The 14016-nt window shown below is 53.9% G+C and carries 12 protein-coding genes; 9 read left to right on the top strand and 3 right to left on the bottom strand.

What is annotated here, in order from left to right; translation table 11 throughout:
* Nucleotides 1–5 precede the first annotated feature (5 nt).
* Nucleotides 6–1493: a glutamate synthase subunit beta gene (locus FRIGORI9N_RS06415; RefSeq protein ID WP_159568999.1), complete on the top strand. Its 1488-nt coding sequence runs from the start codon at nucleotides 6–8 to the stop codon at nucleotides 1491–1493.
* A gap of 89 nt (nucleotides 1494–1582) precedes the next feature.
* Here the strand turns inward: FRIGORI9N_RS06415 and FRIGORI9N_RS06410 are convergent, their stop codons facing one another.
* Both FRIGORI9N_RS06410 and uvrA read right to left on the bottom strand, forming a co-directional pair.
* Nucleotides 1583–2485, bottom strand: a complete 903-nt coding sequence (locus FRIGORI9N_RS06410) for a mechanosensitive ion channel family protein (RefSeq protein WP_159568998.1) — start codon at nucleotides 2483–2485, stop codon at nucleotides 1583–1585.
* Between the two features lie 59 nt (nucleotides 2486–2544).
* Entirely contained in the window at nucleotides 2545–5439 is a 2895-nt protein-coding gene (gene uvrA / locus FRIGORI9N_RS06405; RefSeq protein WP_159568997.1) for an excinuclease ABC subunit UvrA, read from the bottom strand.
* A 102-nt stretch (nucleotides 5440–5541) separates the two neighbouring features.
* Between uvrA and FRIGORI9N_RS06400 the strand changes: the two genes are divergently transcribed.
* The 4 genes from FRIGORI9N_RS06400 to FRIGORI9N_RS06385 all read left to right on the top strand — a co-directional run bounded on the left by FRIGORI9N_RS06400 (nucleotide 5542) and on the right by FRIGORI9N_RS06385 (nucleotide 8715).
* A complete protein-coding gene (locus FRIGORI9N_RS06400; RefSeq protein ID WP_159568996.1) occupies nucleotides 5542–6816 on the top strand; it encodes an MFS transporter in 1275 nt (424 codons plus the stop codon).
* A 73-nt stretch (nucleotides 6817–6889) separates the two neighbouring features.
* Nucleotides 6890–7393 carry a single-stranded DNA-binding protein gene (gene ssb / locus FRIGORI9N_RS06395; protein ID WP_159568995.1) on the top strand — a complete coding sequence of 168 codons (504 nt, stop codon included), beginning with the start codon at nucleotides 6890–6892 and terminating at the stop codon, nucleotides 7391–7393.
* Between the two features lie 157 nt (nucleotides 7394–7550).
* Nucleotides 7551–8210, top strand: a complete 660-nt coding sequence (locus FRIGORI9N_RS06390; RefSeq protein ID WP_159568994.1) for a fumarylacetoacetate hydrolase family protein — start codon at nucleotides 7551–7553, stop codon at nucleotides 8208–8210.
* A gap of 4 nt (nucleotides 8211–8214) precedes the next feature.
* A complete protein-coding gene (locus FRIGORI9N_RS06385; RefSeq protein WP_201301421.1) occupies nucleotides 8215–8715 on the top strand; it encodes a DUF411 domain-containing protein in 501 nt (166 codons plus the stop codon).
* Nucleotides 8716–8722: 7 nt separating this feature from the next.
* On the opposite strand, the gene FRIGORI9N_RS06380 is transcribed toward FRIGORI9N_RS06385, so the two are convergent.
* Complete coding sequence (locus tag FRIGORI9N_RS06380; protein WP_159568993.1) at nucleotides 8723–9775, bottom strand: AraC family transcriptional regulator; 1053 nt, start codon at nucleotides 9773–9775, stop codon at nucleotides 8723–8725.
* A gap of 114 nt (nucleotides 9776–9889) precedes the next feature.
* On the opposite strand from FRIGORI9N_RS06380, the gene FRIGORI9N_RS06375 reads away from it, so the two are divergent.
* From FRIGORI9N_RS06375 to aspS, 4 genes are all read left to right on the top strand, one after another.
* Nucleotides 9890–11011, top strand: a complete 1122-nt coding sequence (locus FRIGORI9N_RS06375; protein WP_159568992.1) for a fatty acid desaturase — start codon at nucleotides 9890–9892, stop codon at nucleotides 11009–11011.
* 220 nt (nucleotides 11012–11231) lie between these two features.
* Entirely contained in the window at nucleotides 11232–11519 is a 288-nt protein-coding gene (locus FRIGORI9N_RS06370; protein ID WP_159568991.1) for an FmdB family zinc ribbon protein, read from the top strand.
* Nucleotides 11509–12201 carry a DUF502 domain-containing protein gene (locus FRIGORI9N_RS06365; RefSeq protein ID WP_201301420.1) on the top strand — a complete coding sequence of 231 codons (693 nt, stop codon included), beginning with the start codon at nucleotides 11509–11511 and terminating at the stop codon, nucleotides 12199–12201. The genes FRIGORI9N_RS06370 and FRIGORI9N_RS06365 overlap by 11 nt, the downstream gene beginning before the upstream one ends.
* Before the next feature lie 5 nt (nucleotides 12202–12206).
* On the top strand, nucleotides 12207–14012 hold the full coding sequence (gene aspS, locus FRIGORI9N_RS06360; protein WP_159568990.1) for an aspartate--tRNA ligase: 1806 nt from the start codon (nucleotides 12207–12209) through the stop codon (nucleotides 14010–14012).
* The last annotated feature ends 4 nt before the right edge of the window (nucleotides 14013–14016 follow it).

The raw sequence follows: 14016 nt of genomic DNA, 5'->3' as shown, positions 1-14016 counted from the left end.
GAAAAATGGGAAAGGTCACAGGATTTATGGAATTTGAGCGTTTGAAGGAAGCCAGTGAGGCCCCTGAAAAACGCGTCAAACACTACAAAGAATTTGTTATTACGCTGAACGACGACGAAGCCAAAATTCAAGGCGCACGTTGTATGGATTGCGGCATTCCGTTTTGTAACAACGGCTGCCCAGTGAACAACATCATTCCCGACTTCAACGATCTTGTTTACAAGCAAGACTGGAAAGCGGCGTTGCACACCCTGCACAGCACCAACAACTTCCCCGAGTTCACGGGCCGTATCTGCCCCGCACCGTGCGAAGCAGCATGCACCTTGGGAATCAATGAAGACCCGGTTGGTATCAAAAGCATTGAGCATGCGATTATCGACAAGGGCTGGGAAAACAACTGGGTGGTGCCACAGGCACCCGCCCAAAAAACCGGCAAGAAAGTGGCGGTAGTGGGTTCAGGCCCCGCGGGCATGGCGGCTGCACAGCAGCTGGCACGTGTTGGCCACGATGTCACCGTGTTCGAAAAGAACGACCGCATTGGTGGTTTGCTGCGTTATGGCATCCCTGATTTCAAAATGGAAAAATTCCACATTGATCGTCGCGTTGAGCAAATGCAGGCCGAAGGCGTTGCGTTTAAAGCAGGCGTGTTTGTGGGCGAAAAACTGGCAGAGGGTGGCATCACCAACCTGGCACGCGAAACCATTACCCCGAAAGAATTGATGGCACAGTTTGACGCCGTGATTTTGACTGGTGGTTCAGAGGTGCCCCGCGACTTGCCAATTCCGGGTCGTCAGTTGAACGGCGTTCACTTTGCAATGGAGTTTTTGCCACTGCAAAACCGCGTCAATGCCGGTGACAAATTGAAAGACCAAATCATGGCCACGAAGAAAAGCGTGCTCGTGATTGGTGGTGGCGATACGGGTTCCGATTGCGTGGGTACATCCAACCGCCACGGTGCCAAGCAGGTTACCCAAATTGAATTGATGCCCCAGCCACCCGAAGAAGAAAACAAGCCTTTGGTTTGGCCTTACTGGCCCATGAAAATGCGCACTTCTTCTTCACACGAAGAAGGTGTGGCACGTGACTGGGCGGTGACCACCAAAGAATTCATCGACGATGGCAAAGGCAACGTAAAAGCTGCCAAGTGTGCCAAGGTTGAATGGGTGAAAGACGAAGCCACCGGCCAAATGAAGATGCAGGAAATTGCAGGTTCAGAGTTCATGGTCGAGGCCGATTTGGTGTTGTTTGCCATGGGCTTTACCAACCCCGCGAAAAGTATTCTTGATGCTTTCGGTGTTGAGAAAGACAACCGTGGTAACGCCAAAGCCACCACTGATGGTGAAGGCTGCTACCGCACCAATGTTGACAAAGTTTACGCTGCGGGTGACATGCGCCGTGGTCAGTCTTTGGTGGTGTGGGCCATTCGCGAAGGCCGTCAGGCTGCACGTGAAGTGGACGAGTTCCTGATGGGCGCCACCGTACTTCCACGTTAATTTGCTGTTTGTTGGAAGGCCAAAAAAAGCCGCTGATTTCGATCAGCGGCTTTTTGTTTTCTGGACCGTATTGAGTCCTGACGATTTTCTTAGTTCGATGAAATCTGGGGGGTTGTTGAACCACCAATTTCCACGCCTGCACCAGGGTACATCGTGACATGTGGAAATGGAATTTCAATGCCCACATTGTCAAACGCCGCTTTGATGCGTTTGTTGTATTCGCGGCGCACGCCCCATTGATCGCCCGGTGTGGTTTTGAACCGAACGCGAACAATTACCGCGGAATCGGCTAACTCCTGAACGCCGAAAGTTGCCATGGGTTCGGTAATTTTGACGCCCCATTCTTTGTCTTCGGCCAATTCAGTGCCCACTTTCTGCATCACTTGAATGGCACCTTCCACATCTTCCTTGTAGGCGATTCCAACATCAACAACAGCATAGGCAAAGTCCATGGTGGAGTTGGTGACCGAATCAATTTGACCATTGGGTACAAAGTGCACATTGCCGTGTGCATCGCGCATGCGAACGTAGCGCAAGGTCACGTTTTCCACGGTGCCGCTTTTCCCGCCGACCTCAATGAAGTCGCCTGCGCGAATCTGGTTCTCGATCAACAGCACAACACCCGTGAAATAATCTTTCACCAAACTTTGTGCACCAAAACCAACGGCCAAGCCCACGACACCTGCTGCGGCCAGCACTGGGGCAATTGAAATGCCGATGGTGCCCAGCGCAATCAGTGAGCCCAAGAGCAAGATGACCACATTGGACACGTACTTCAAAACGCGTGTCAGGGTTTCAACTCGTTTTTGATCGTCCAGTGTGGAGCTACGGCTTTGCATGCGTTTGCCCACCCGGTCAATGGCGGCTTTAACCAGTCGCAGCACGATCAGTGCAACGATGATGACTAGGATGAATTTGGTGGCTTGAAGGCCGAGGTCCAGCAGTTTGGCTGGTTCGATGTATTTGAATAGGGTTTCGAGTTGTTCGTTCATGGTGCTCCCACTGCTTGAAAGAACCCCCTATTGTACATGACTTGCTTTTCCGGTTTTTTTCAGGCGCTCCGCGTGGTCTTTCGAGTGGGCTTGGTGGGTTCGGCTTCGTCGTTGTAAAAGCGTGCCAAAAATTTCCCGGTGTGGCTGTTTGAATTTTTCGCAATGTCCATGGGCGTGCCCTCGGCGATTAACATGCCACCGTTGTCACCACCTTCCGGCCCCATGTCCAGTACCCAATCGGCACACTTGATCACATCCAGGTTGTGTTCGATCACCAGCACAGTGTTGCCCTGTTCCACCAGTGGGTTCAATACTTTCAGCAGCATGGCAATGTCGTGAAAGTGCAGGCCGGTAGTGGGCTCATCGAGAATGTAAAGCGTTTTGCCTGTGTCGCGTTTCGACAATTCAAGCGACAACTTCACACGCTGTGCTTCACCACCGGAAAGCGTGGTGGCAGATTGCCCAAGGCGTATATAACCCAAGCCCACATCAATCAGGGTTTGCAGTTTGCGTGCAATATTGGGCACCGCAGAAAATACTTCCAGTGCCTGTTCAACGGTCAGTTCCAGCACCTCGGCAATACTTTTTCCGCGGTACAAAATTTCAAGTGTTTCGCGGTTATAGCGTTTGCCGTGGCACACGTCGCAAGGTACGTACAGGTCGGGTAGAAAGTGCATTTCCACTTTCACCACGCCGTCGCCCTGACAGGCCTCACAGCGACCACCTTTCACATTGAATGAAAAGCGGCCCACGTCGTATCCGCGCTCACGCGATGCGGGCACGCCGGCGAACAACTCACGAATCGGTGTGAACAAACCCGTGTAGGTGGCTGGGTTGCTGCGTGGTGTGCGGCCAATCGGGCTTTGGTCCACGGCAATGACTTTGTCGAAATGCTCAAGCCCGCTGATGTGGCTGTGCGGTGCGCCTTCCCTGTGCGCACGGTTTAGCTGGTGCGCAGCCTCAGCCAGCAAGGTGTCGTTGATCAGCGTTGATTTGCCCGAACCTGAAACACCAGTGACACACACAAACAAACCCACCGGAATATTGGCAGTGACGTCTTTCAAATTGTTGCCAGTGGCGTTGTGAATGGTCAGTGTGCGCGCTGGGTCGGGCTTGCGTAGTGGGCTTAAGCGTTCAATTTTTCGTTTGCCATTTAAATACTGGCCGGTCAGCGATTCCGGGCTTGCCAAAATTTCAGCAGGTGTACCTTGTGCAACCACTTGCCCGCCATGTTCACCGGCACCTGGGCCCATGTCGACCACGTAATCGGCACAGCGAATTGCGTCCTCGTCGTGTTCTACGACCAGCACGGTGTTGCCCAAATTTTTAAGGCGCAACAGGGTTTGAATCAGACGGTCATTGTCGCGCTGGTGCAAGCCAATGGAAGGCTCGTCCAGCACATACATCACGCCGGTGAGGCCAGAACCAATTTGGCTGGCCAATCGAATGCGTTGGCTTTCTCCGCCGCTCAGCGTATCCGCACTGCGGTTCAGCGTGAGGTAGTTCAGTCCGACATCATTCAGGAACTGCAAGCGTGCCTTGATTTCCACCACAATTTTTTCGGCGATTTGTCCTTTTGCACCATGCATTTGCATGGACTCGAAATAGCTGAGTGCCTTGTGAATGGGCAATTCAGTGACCTGGTGCAAGGCCTTGCGGTGATCGTGCTCGCCAATGAACACATGGCGTGCACCGGTTTTCAGGCGCGAACCCTGGCAGGCCTGGCAACTGCGCACGGCCATTAATTTACCGAGTTCATCTCGCACAGCGGAGGAATCGGTGTCGCGGTGGCGGCGGGTCAGGTTGGGCAATATGCCTTCGAAGGCATGGGTTTTTGCAACCGGTTTGCTGCGTTCGCTTAAGTAAGTAAACGTAATTTGTTCACTGCCCGAACCATACAACACCACCTGTTGAACATCGTCAGGCAATTCATTCCAGGCCGATTCCGGGTCAAAGCCGTAATGCGCCGCCAGGCTTTGAATCATCTGGTAGTAAAGTGCATTGCGGCGATCCCAGCCGCTGATCGCGCCAGCAGCCAGTGAAATATCGGGGTGAGCCACCACACGCAGCGGATCGAAAAAAGTTTCGTGACCCAAGCCATCGCAAACGGGGCAGGCACCTGCCGGGTTGTTGAACGAGAACAAACGGGGTTCAAGCTCGGTCAAGCTGTAGTCGCACACCGGGCAGGCAAACTTGCTGGAAAACACGGTTTCGGTGTTGGTGTCCAGGTTCACGGCCACGGCCTTGCCGTCGCTTAATCGCAGGGCAGTCTCGAAGCTTTCAGCCAAACGCTGGCGGGCGTCCACGCGCACTTTCAAACGGTCGACCACGACATCCAGGTTGTGTTTGTGGTGCTTGTCCAGCGGGGGCAGCTTGTCCAGTTCCAGAATTTCCGGTGCGTCCTGGGGGCCTTTCTTCAGCCGAATACGCACAAAGCCTTGTGCGCGCAGGTCGTTGAGCAAATCGACATGCTCGCCTTTGCGCTGGTTCAACACGGGCGCCAAAATCATGATGCGTGCTTCTTCGGGCCAGCCCAATACCGTGTCCACCATTTCCGACACAGTTTGCACGCTCAGTTCCATGTCGTGCTCGGGGCAACGCGGCGTGCCCGCACGGGCAAACAACAGGCGCAGGTAATCGTGAATTTCAGTCACCGTGCCCACAGTGGAACGCGGATTGTGGCTGGTGGCCTTTTGCTCGATGGAAATGGCAGGTGACAGCCCTTCGATCAAGTCCACATCGGGTTTTTCCATTAGCTGCAAGAACTGGCGTGCATAGGCCGACAAACTTTCGACGTAACGGCGTTGGCCTTCGGCATACAGGGTGTCGAAAGCCAGGCTGGATTTGCCCGAGCCGGACAGCCCGGTCAGCACCACGAGCGAATCGCGGGGCAGGTCGAGTGAAATGTTTTTCAGGTTGTGGGTTCTAGCGCCACGAATGCGAATGGAGTTCATGCGGTACAACAAATGGAATCAGCGGCCAACCTGATACTATAGACGGTTTCCTGGATCAACACATCCGCACGGGTAGTTCAAGCCCTTGAATTTCAATCACACATGAGCCGCAAGACCGTGAGCCGTACCGCAGCCCCCGACGCATTCAAAATGTTGCCTGCCGAGCGAAAAGCCGCTGGGTGGCTGGCCAGCATTTATGCCTTGCGCATGTTTGGCATGTTCATGATTTTGCCGGTTTTTTCCCTGCACGCGGCAGGCATGCCCGGTGGTGACAATTTAAGCCTGGTGGGTTTTGCCATGGGTATTTACGGCCTGGCGCAGGCCTGTATGCAAATTCCGCTGGGTTGGGCCTCAGACAAACTGGGCAGAAAGCCCATTATTATTGGCGGCCTGTTGCTGTTTGCCGCGGGTTGCTGGCTGGGTTATGTGGCCGAAACGGTCGAGCAACTGGTGTGGGCAAGGGCCCTGCAAGGGGCTGGCGCCATTTCAGCGGCCTTGTCGGCTTTGTTGGCCGACGTGACCCGTGACGAAGTGCGCTCCAAAGGCATGGCCATGATCGGCGCATCAATTGGCGTTACATTTGCCTTGTCTTTGGTGTTCTCACCGGTGTTGTACAAGTTTTTTGGATTGAGCGGTCTTTTTGCCATCACTGGCGTGCTCAGTATTTTTGGAATTGCCGTTGTGATTTGGCTGCTGCCCACGCCGAATTTGGCCGACCAGGAAGCGAAACTCAAGGGCAGTTTTGCTGACGGTTGGGCGGTACTGACCAAACCCGACCTGTTGCGTTTGAACCTGGGTATTTTTACCCTGCACTTGACCCAAATGTCCCTGTTTGTCGTGGTGCCCAGTTTGCTGCTCAGCGGTTTGGGTTTGCCCTTGGCTGAACACTGGAAGGTTTACCTGCCCGTGGTGCTGGGCTCGTTTGTGCTGATGGTGCCATTGATGGTTTGGTCAGAAAAAAAAGCCAAAACCAAGCAGGTCAAACTGGGTTCAATCGGGCTGATGGGCTTGGTGCTACTTGGCCTCGTTCTGTTTGCACAGCAAGGCTGGGTGGTGGTTTTGCTGTTGTTGGCCTACTTTGTGGGTTTCAATTTGCTCGAGGCTACCCTTCCCTCGTGGGTGTCACGAGTGGCACCCCTCAGTCACCGGGGTTTGGCATTGGGTGTATATAATACTTCTCAAGCGCTTGGGCTTTTCGCCGGTGGCGCACTGGGTGGTTTGGTATTTCGTCACTTGGGTGCACAGGGCGTATTCGAGGGTGTGTTGCTGTTGGTTGTGGTGTGGTTCTTATTGGCGATGGGTATCAAAGCCTTGCCGCCACGCTCAGCAAGTGTTGCACCAGTCAGTGAGCCGGTGGGCAACCCGGCAAGCCACTAATAGCCCAATTACTGCAGTCCCTTCGGGGCGCATTTCAAGACATATTTCAAGAATCTAAGGAGCAATTCATTCCATGGCCTCAGTAAACAAGGTAATTCTGGTGGGTAATTTGGGTAAAGATCCCGACGTGCGCTATTTGCCCGACGGCGGCGCCGTTGTGAATCTTGCATTGGCCACTTCCAGCAACTGGAAAGACAAAAATACGGGCGAAAAGCGCGAAGAAACTGAATGGCACCGCGTGGTCATTTATGGTCGCTTGGCTGAAATTGCCGGCGAATACTGCAAGAAAGGCCGTTCTGTGTACATCGAGGGTCGTTTGAAAACCCGCAAGTGGCAAGACCAGTCGGGTGTGGACAAATACACCACTGAAATTATTGCAGACCAAATGCAATTGCTCGGCGGCCGTGAAAGCGGCGGTGGTGGCGGTGGTTCGTCCATGGGTGGTGGGGATGACTTTGATCAGTCACCCGCACCAAGCCGCAGCTCGGGTGGCAGCAGCATGCGCTCTTCCGCGCCAGCGCCTCAGCGCTCAGCCCCACAAAGTGTTGCTGATCTGGATGACGATATTCCGTTTTAACTGAATACCCGGCACGCGAGAAAAGCCTGTGACTTTAACGGTTACAGGCTTTTTTCGTTTCAGGCCTTCCCTGAAAGAAGCAGGTATTTAACCGAAGTGCACATTGTGTCAGCTTAGGGCAATATCAAACTCATCGATTTCGTTTTAAGGACACCTGATGCCCCACATTACCCTGCTTGCCCAGCAAGCCAAAGCCGTCCAGGTTCGCAATATTTTCTGCATTGGTCGCAATTACGCGGCACACATTGCAGAATTGGGCAATCGTCCTGAAGAAGACCCGGTGGTGTTTATCAAGCCCACCTCGGCCCTGCACCCGCCCGGTACGCCGATCGTGTTGCCTGCGCATTCCAGCGATGTTCACTACGAGACAGAATTGGTTTTGCTGGTGGGGCAAGGCGGAAAAAACATTGCAGAGGACAAAGCCTTGAAACACATTGCGGGCTATGGTCTGGGGCTGGATTTGACTGCCCGTGATTTGCAGAGCAAAGCCAAGCAAGGTGGGTTACCTTGGGCGGTCGCCAAGGGTTTTGATTGTGCGGCCACGGTGACCCAGTTTGTTCCTGCCGAGCACATTGAGCACCCCCATAACATTGAGTTTCAAATGCATTTGAATGGGCAAATTCGGCAGCACGGCGATGTGCGAAAAATGTTGTTTCCGATTCCATTCATTGTGCGTTATTTAAGCCAGGTGTTTACCTTGCAGGAGGGGGATCTGATTTTTACCGGAACTCCCGAGGGCGTTGGGGCTCTAAAAACCGGCGATTTGGCTCGATTGGTGCTGCCGGGTCTTATAGATACAGAATTTAACGTGGATTGATTCAATGAAAAAATTTCGAACCAATTATTTGTTGGGCGCACTGCTGGTGAGTTGTTCCGTCGTCATTGCGGCATGCAGCGACAAGCCTGCTGAGGTTGCCCAGCAAGGCGACAACTTTGTCGAGGTGTGGAAAACACCCACCTGTGGTTGCTGCTCGGAGTGGGTTGAGCACCTGGAAGAAAATGGCTTCACCGTGAAGGTGAATGATGTACAAAACACGGATTCTTTCCGGGCCGCTTTGGGCATGCCGCAGCAATACGGCAGTTGCCACAGCGCCAAAATTGCGGGCTACGCCATCGAGGGCCATGTGCCTGCAGAGGACATCAAAAAACTGTTGGTCGAGAAGCCTGCCAATGTGGTGGGGTTGTCAGTGCCCGCCATGCCCATGGGTTCGCCCGGCATGGAACACCCGCATTTTCCGGAAAAACGGACTGAGTACGATGTGTTGCTTGTGAACAAAGGTGGTTCTTACACCGCGTACACGCACTACGACGCGATCAATTAACGGCCCTTCAGGAAGCCTGAGCCCCGCGAATGTCGCTGGGGCTTTTGCCAAACCAGCGTTTGCAGGCCCGGCTGAACGCAGACGCATCGGAGAAGCCAAGGTCCAGCGCGATGGCGGTCAAAGAATCCCCGCTTTGTTTCAAGCGGCGCATGGCTTCGCTTTGCCTGATTTCATCCACAATCCCCGCCAGGTTGGTGCCTTCGTCCGCCAGCTTGCGTTGCAGGTTCCGGGCACTCATGTTCATGTAGGTGGCTGCGTCTTCAATACTGGGTGCACCCTGGGGCAGGCGGTTCGCGACCCAGTCGCGTAATTTCCTGCTCACACTGCTTGCGGGTTTCAGTCTGTCGATTGCGGCTTGGCTGGCTTGGTCCAGGTGTTCTGCAATCAGGGTGTTGGCGCCTTTAAGCCGGGTACGCACCATGGTGAGTTCATACACAATCCGCATGGTGTTGCAGCCAAACGTCAGTGGTGCTGCAAAGCTTTTCTCAAAAAAGTCCAGGTTGCCCGCTTGGGGTGCGGGGCGGCTTAGTTCAACACGCAGCGGTACCAGGCTTGCGTCGCCCAATCCTTTGCCTGCATTGGCCAGCAGGCACAAAAACCCATCGGTCGATTGGTGCGCGGGTTGTGCATCATCTTTAAGTTTCAATTCGACAACAAATTCGCGTTCAGTGCTGAGCAGCTCAATTTCGCTGGCATCGGTGACCAGGTCGACAAATCGGCGCATGCGACCAAAAGCCTGTTCGAGGGTTTCGCTGGCCATTACACTCAAGCCCACGGCATGAAACGTGGCCGGGGTAATGTGTCGAATGGCCTTGATGCCCAATGTTTCGTCGCCGGTAAGGGCCACTGCTTTTTGCCAAAGCAGGGTGGTTTGGGGCACGGGGTAGCGGGCTTCGGGCGAGTCCAACAGATCAAAGTCCAACCCAGCTTCGCTAAACAGGGCATGCGCATCGCAGCCTTGATGTTCAATTTCGCGGGCAAGGCCGCGCATCCAACTGGCCAGGGCCGTTGGCGTGTTGCTGGGTAGGTTGGACGCTTTACTGGTCACTTTGTTGGTCATTGAGTGCTTATTTTGGCGTCGAAAGTCATGGGCTTGGCGTTTCAGAACAAGCTTTACTGCGCAACCCCAAGCATACTTCAATCACTAAAAGCCAAAACAGAAAGAGGCAAGAGTATGTCAAGTTTGAGTGAAAAGCTGATGAGCCAGCCGGCGAAAGCCGAAGGTGGTTCACGAATCAAGCAGAACAACATCAATGCGCAAGATCAAAAGCGCATTGCCGCAATCAAGACCGCGGTGCTTGCGGAAGGCGATCGAATTCGCGCCAAGTACCCGATTTTGCGACATCAAGATGCCATTGGCATGGCCATTTTGTTGTTCTCCATGGGCGGTGCCGTGCTGACAGGCTGGGCGTACCTGGAGGGCGTGCTGGCCTGGTATGTGACCATTCCCGTGATTGCGATTTTCTTGAGCTTCACGCATGAATTGGAACATGACCTGATCCACTACATGTATTTCCGCAAGAACAAGTTCATGCACAACCTGATGATGAGCCTGGTGTGGATTTGCCGCCCCAGCACCATCAACCCCTGGTTGCGCCGCCACTTGCACCTGCACCACCACAAACACTCCGGCACAGAAACCGATCTGGAAGAGCGTGCCATTACCAACGGCGAGCGTTTCACCCCCCTGCGTTTGTTGATGATGCTGGATTTGGAGCTGAGCGTGGTGTTGCGCATCATGAAGGTGCCCAAGCACTTGCGTTTGAAGGCATTGATGCGCGGTGCGATTGGTAACTTCCCGCTGGCTTCGATTTTTTACATTGGCTGGCACGCCTATGTGGCTTACTGGGCAGTGGAAGCGGCGGCCTGGGCGGTTGGTTACAGCGTACCTTGGCCCGCGTTTGTAACGCCTGAACTGGTGGCCACAGCGAATACGGTTGCTGTGTTGATTTTCGCCCCCAACTTGTTGCGTTCGTTCTCGATCAACTTCATCAGCTCGAACATGCACTATTTCGGTGACATTGAAGACGGCAACTTCGTACAGCAGTGCCAGGTGCTGAACAGCAAGTGGTTCATTATTCCCCACCTGTTCTGTTTCAACTTTGGCTCGACTCACGGTATTCACCACTTTGTAGTGCGAGATCCCTTCTACATCCGTCAAATGACAGCCAAGAAGGGTCATGAAGTCATGCGTGAAAACGGTGTTCGATTCAACGACCTGGGCACCTTTAAACGGGCCAATCGCTGGTCCGTCAAGGAGCAGGGTCAACAAGAGGCAGGATACCAGGCCGCCTAAGAGCCTGTTGATCCAAAACCGCCCTTTGCTAGAGGGGGGCGGCGTAGTTCTAGTGTCATTGGCTGAATTCTTATTGGGGCAGCCTACTCCGTCGACACGAAGGGCGCTTTTCGAAAGAAAAGCGCTCTTTTTTTGTCTTTGAAATTCAGGGTGTTGGAGTTCTTCGGCCTTCCATCTTATAATGGGGGGTTTTTCGTTTGTATTTGCGGGTGTAGCAGAAATGCCAATTTATGCGTATCGCTGTGAAGCGTGTGGCTTCGAAAAAGACGTGTTGCAAAAACTGAGCGATGCACCTTTGACCCAGTGTCCAAGTTGCGGCCAGGCCAGTTTTGCAAAGCAGGTGACTGCAGCAGGCTTTCAATTGAAAGGCTCGGGCTGGTATGTGACTGATTTCAGGGGTGGCAGCGCAAGTTCCTCGGCTGCGGCATCGCCGGCAGCGTCTACAACTGCGGCGGGTGCAAGCACCAGCACGCCTTCAACCACGGCGCCCAGTACCGATGCCAGCTAAGTCACCGGCCAAGTCACAAGCCAAGTTGCCCGAACGGGTCTTGAACTCGGACATCATCAAAAAATACCTGCTGACAGGTTTGTTGATCTGGGTGCCCTTGGGCATCACCTTGTGGGTGTTGGCCCTGGTGGTGGGTTTAATGGATCAAACCCTGATGCTGTTGCCCGATGCGCTGCACCCCAGGGTTTGGCTGGGTGTGCACATTCCGGGTTTGGGTGTCATTCTGACCCTGGCTGTGTTGTTGGGTACAGGCGTGCTGGCGGCCAATTATTTTGGCGCTTGGTTATTCAAGGCAGGGGATTGGGTGTTGTCGCGCATTCCCTTGTTCAAAATCGTGTACAACAGCGTGAAACAGGTGTCCGATACGCTGTTAAGCTCGTCTGGCAAGGCATTTACCCGTTCGGTGCTGGTGCCGTACCCGCACCCCGGAGTTTGGGCGTTGGGGTTCGTGACCGGAACACCGCCGCCCAGCCTGCTTGAAAACCTGAATGATCAAGGCCCGCTGGTGTCGGTTTATGTGCCCACATCGCCCAGCCCCGCCTCGGGATACGTGATCATGGTGCCCGAAAAACTATTGCGCCCGTCTGGCATGTCCGTGGACGAGGCCTTGAAGTACATTGTGTCGCTGGGGGTGGTAACACCTTCGGACGACGTGTTGGATCAACCCATTAAACAAGACTGACATTCATGAAAATGCGTACTGACTATTGTGGCAATGTGTCACAGGCCTACTTGGGCCAAACCATTGCCCTGTGTGGCTGGGTGCAACGTCGTCGTGACCACGGCGGTGTTATTTTTATTGATCTGCGTGACCGTGAGGGTTTGGTGCAGGTGGTGTGCGATCCCGATCTGGCTGAAGTATTTGCGACCGCAGAAACCCTGCGCAACGAATTTTGTGTGCGTGTGGAAGGTTTGGTGCGCGCACGCCCTGAAGGCACTGAGAACAGCAACCTGAAAAGCGGCGCTGTGGAACTGTTGTGCAAGGGACTGGAAATTCTGAATGCATCAGTGACTCCTCCTTTCCAGCTCGACGACGAAAATCTTTCAGAGACCACGCGCCTTACGCACCGTGTTCTCGATTTGCGTCGCCCGCAAATGCAGAAAAACCTGATGCTGCGTTACAAAGTGGCCATGGCCATTCGCAACCACCTTGACGCACAGGGTTTTGTAGACATTGAAACCCCCATGCTGACCAAGAGCACGCCTGAAGGCGCGCGCGATTACCTGGTGCCTTCACGCGTGCACGCTGGCGAGTTTTTTGCCTTGCCGCAGTCGCCCCAGCTGTTCAAGCAAATGTTGATGGTGGCGGGTTACGACCGTTACTACCAAATCACCAAGTGCTTCCGTGACGAAGATTTGCGCGCAGATCGTCAGCCTGAATTCACCCAGGTGGACATCGAAACTTCATTCCTTGGTGAGCAGGAAATTCGTGACCTGTTCGAGGACATGATCCGCAAGGTGTTCAAGCAAACCATGGATGTGGAATTGCAAAACCCCTTCCCCGTGATGCCCTACAGCGAAGCGATGGCGCGTTTTGGTTCAGACAAACCTGACCTGCGCGTAAAAATGGAGTTTACTGAGCTCACCGACATCATGAAAGATGTCGATTTCAAGGTGTTCTCCGGCCCGGCCAACATGGACAATGGCCGCGTGGTGGCCTTGCGTGTGCCAGGTGGTGCTGAAATTCCTCGCTCTGAAATCGACAACTACACCAAGTTTGTGGGCATTTATGGTGCCAAGGGCTTGGCCTGGATCAAGGTGAACGAATTGGCCAAGGGCCGTGACGGCCTGCAATCGCCCATCGTGAAAAACATTCACGACACAGCCTTGAATGAATTACTCAAGCGCAGTGGTGCCGCCGATGGCGACATTCTGTTCTTCGGTGCCGACAAAGCCAAAGTGGTGAACGACGCAATCGGTGCGCTTCGCTTGAAGATTGGTCACAGCGAATTTGGCCAGAAAGCAGGTTTGGTACAAGGCCGGTGGGAACCACTGTGGGTGATCGACTTCCCCATGTTTGAACTGGATGAGGAAGCAGGCCGCTGGGTGGCTTGTCACCACCCCTTTACCAGCCCGAAAGACGGCCACGAGGACTACCTGACCACTGACCCCGGCAAGTGCATTGCCAAGGCCTATGACATGGTGCTGAACGGTTGGGAATTGGGCGGTGGCTCGGTACGTATTCACAAGGAAAAAGTACAAAGCAAGGTGTTCCGTGCTTTGAATATTTCCGAAGAAGAAGCGGCCGCCAAGTTTGGTTTCTTGCTGGATGCCTTGCAATACGGTGCGCCACCTCACGGTGGTTTGGCTTTTGGCCTGGATCGCATTGTGACCATGATGAGTGGCGCAGAAAGCATTCGTGACGTAATCGCGTTCCCGAAAACGCAGCGCGCGCAGTGTTTGTTGACCCAGGCACCAAGCCCTGTGGACGAAAAGCAGTTGCGTGAATTGCACATTCGCCTGCGTCAGGCCGAACCCAAAAACGTGGCTTGATCAC

The sequence above is a fragment of the Limnobacter sp. 130 genome, from assembly GCF_902506325.1.
GTDB lineage: Bacteria > Pseudomonadota > Gammaproteobacteria > Burkholderiales > Burkholderiaceae_B > Limnobacter.
The sequence above is the reverse complement of the archived record's forward strand: the minus strand, read 5'-3'. Positions and strand labels throughout refer to the sequence as shown.

What these genes read in the sequence shown, in the direction of transcription:
- FRIGORI9N_RS06400 (WP_159568996.1), top strand. Translation starts at nt 5,542, where the DNA reads ATGAGCCGCAAGACCGTGAGCCGTACCGCAGCCCCCGACGCATTCAAA.
- FRIGORI9N_RS06415 (WP_159568999.1), top strand. Translation starts at nt 6, where the DNA reads ATGGGAAAGGTCACAGGATTTATGGAATTTGAGCGTTTGAAGGAAGCC.
- FRIGORI9N_RS06380 (WP_159568993.1), bottom strand. Translation starts at nt 9,775, where the DNA reads ATGACCAACAAAGTGACCAGTAAAGCGTCCAACCTACCCAGCAACACG.
- FRIGORI9N_RS06385 (WP_201301421.1), top strand. Translation starts at nt 8,215, where the DNA reads ATGAAAAAATTTCGAACCAATTATTTGTTGGGCGCACTGCTGGTGAGT.
- FRIGORI9N_RS06365 (WP_201301420.1), top strand. Translation starts at nt 11,509, where the DNA reads ATGCCAGCTAAGTCACCGGCCAAGTCACAAGCCAAGTTGCCCGAACGG.
- uvrA (WP_159568997.1), bottom strand. Translation starts at nt 5,439, where the DNA reads ATGAACTCCATTCGCATTCGTGGCGCTAGAACCCACAACCTGAAAAAC.
- FRIGORI9N_RS06390 (WP_159568994.1), top strand. Translation starts at nt 7,551, where the DNA reads ATGCCCCACATTACCCTGCTTGCCCAGCAAGCCAAAGCCGTCCAGGTT.
- FRIGORI9N_RS06370 (WP_159568991.1), top strand. Translation starts at nt 11,232, where the DNA reads ATGCCAATTTATGCGTATCGCTGTGAAGCGTGTGGCTTCGAAAAAGAC.
- aspS (WP_159568990.1), top strand. Translation starts at nt 12,207, where the DNA reads ATGAAAATGCGTACTGACTATTGTGGCAATGTGTCACAGGCCTACTTG.
- FRIGORI9N_RS06375 (WP_159568992.1), top strand. Translation starts at nt 9,890, where the DNA reads ATGTCAAGTTTGAGTGAAAAGCTGATGAGCCAGCCGGCGAAAGCCGAA.
- ssb (WP_159568995.1), top strand. Translation starts at nt 6,890, where the DNA reads ATGGCCTCAGTAAACAAGGTAATTCTGGTGGGTAATTTGGGTAAAGAT.
- FRIGORI9N_RS06410 (WP_159568998.1), bottom strand. Translation starts at nt 2,485, where the DNA reads ATGAACGAACAACTCGAAACCCTATTCAAATACATCGAACCAGCCAAA.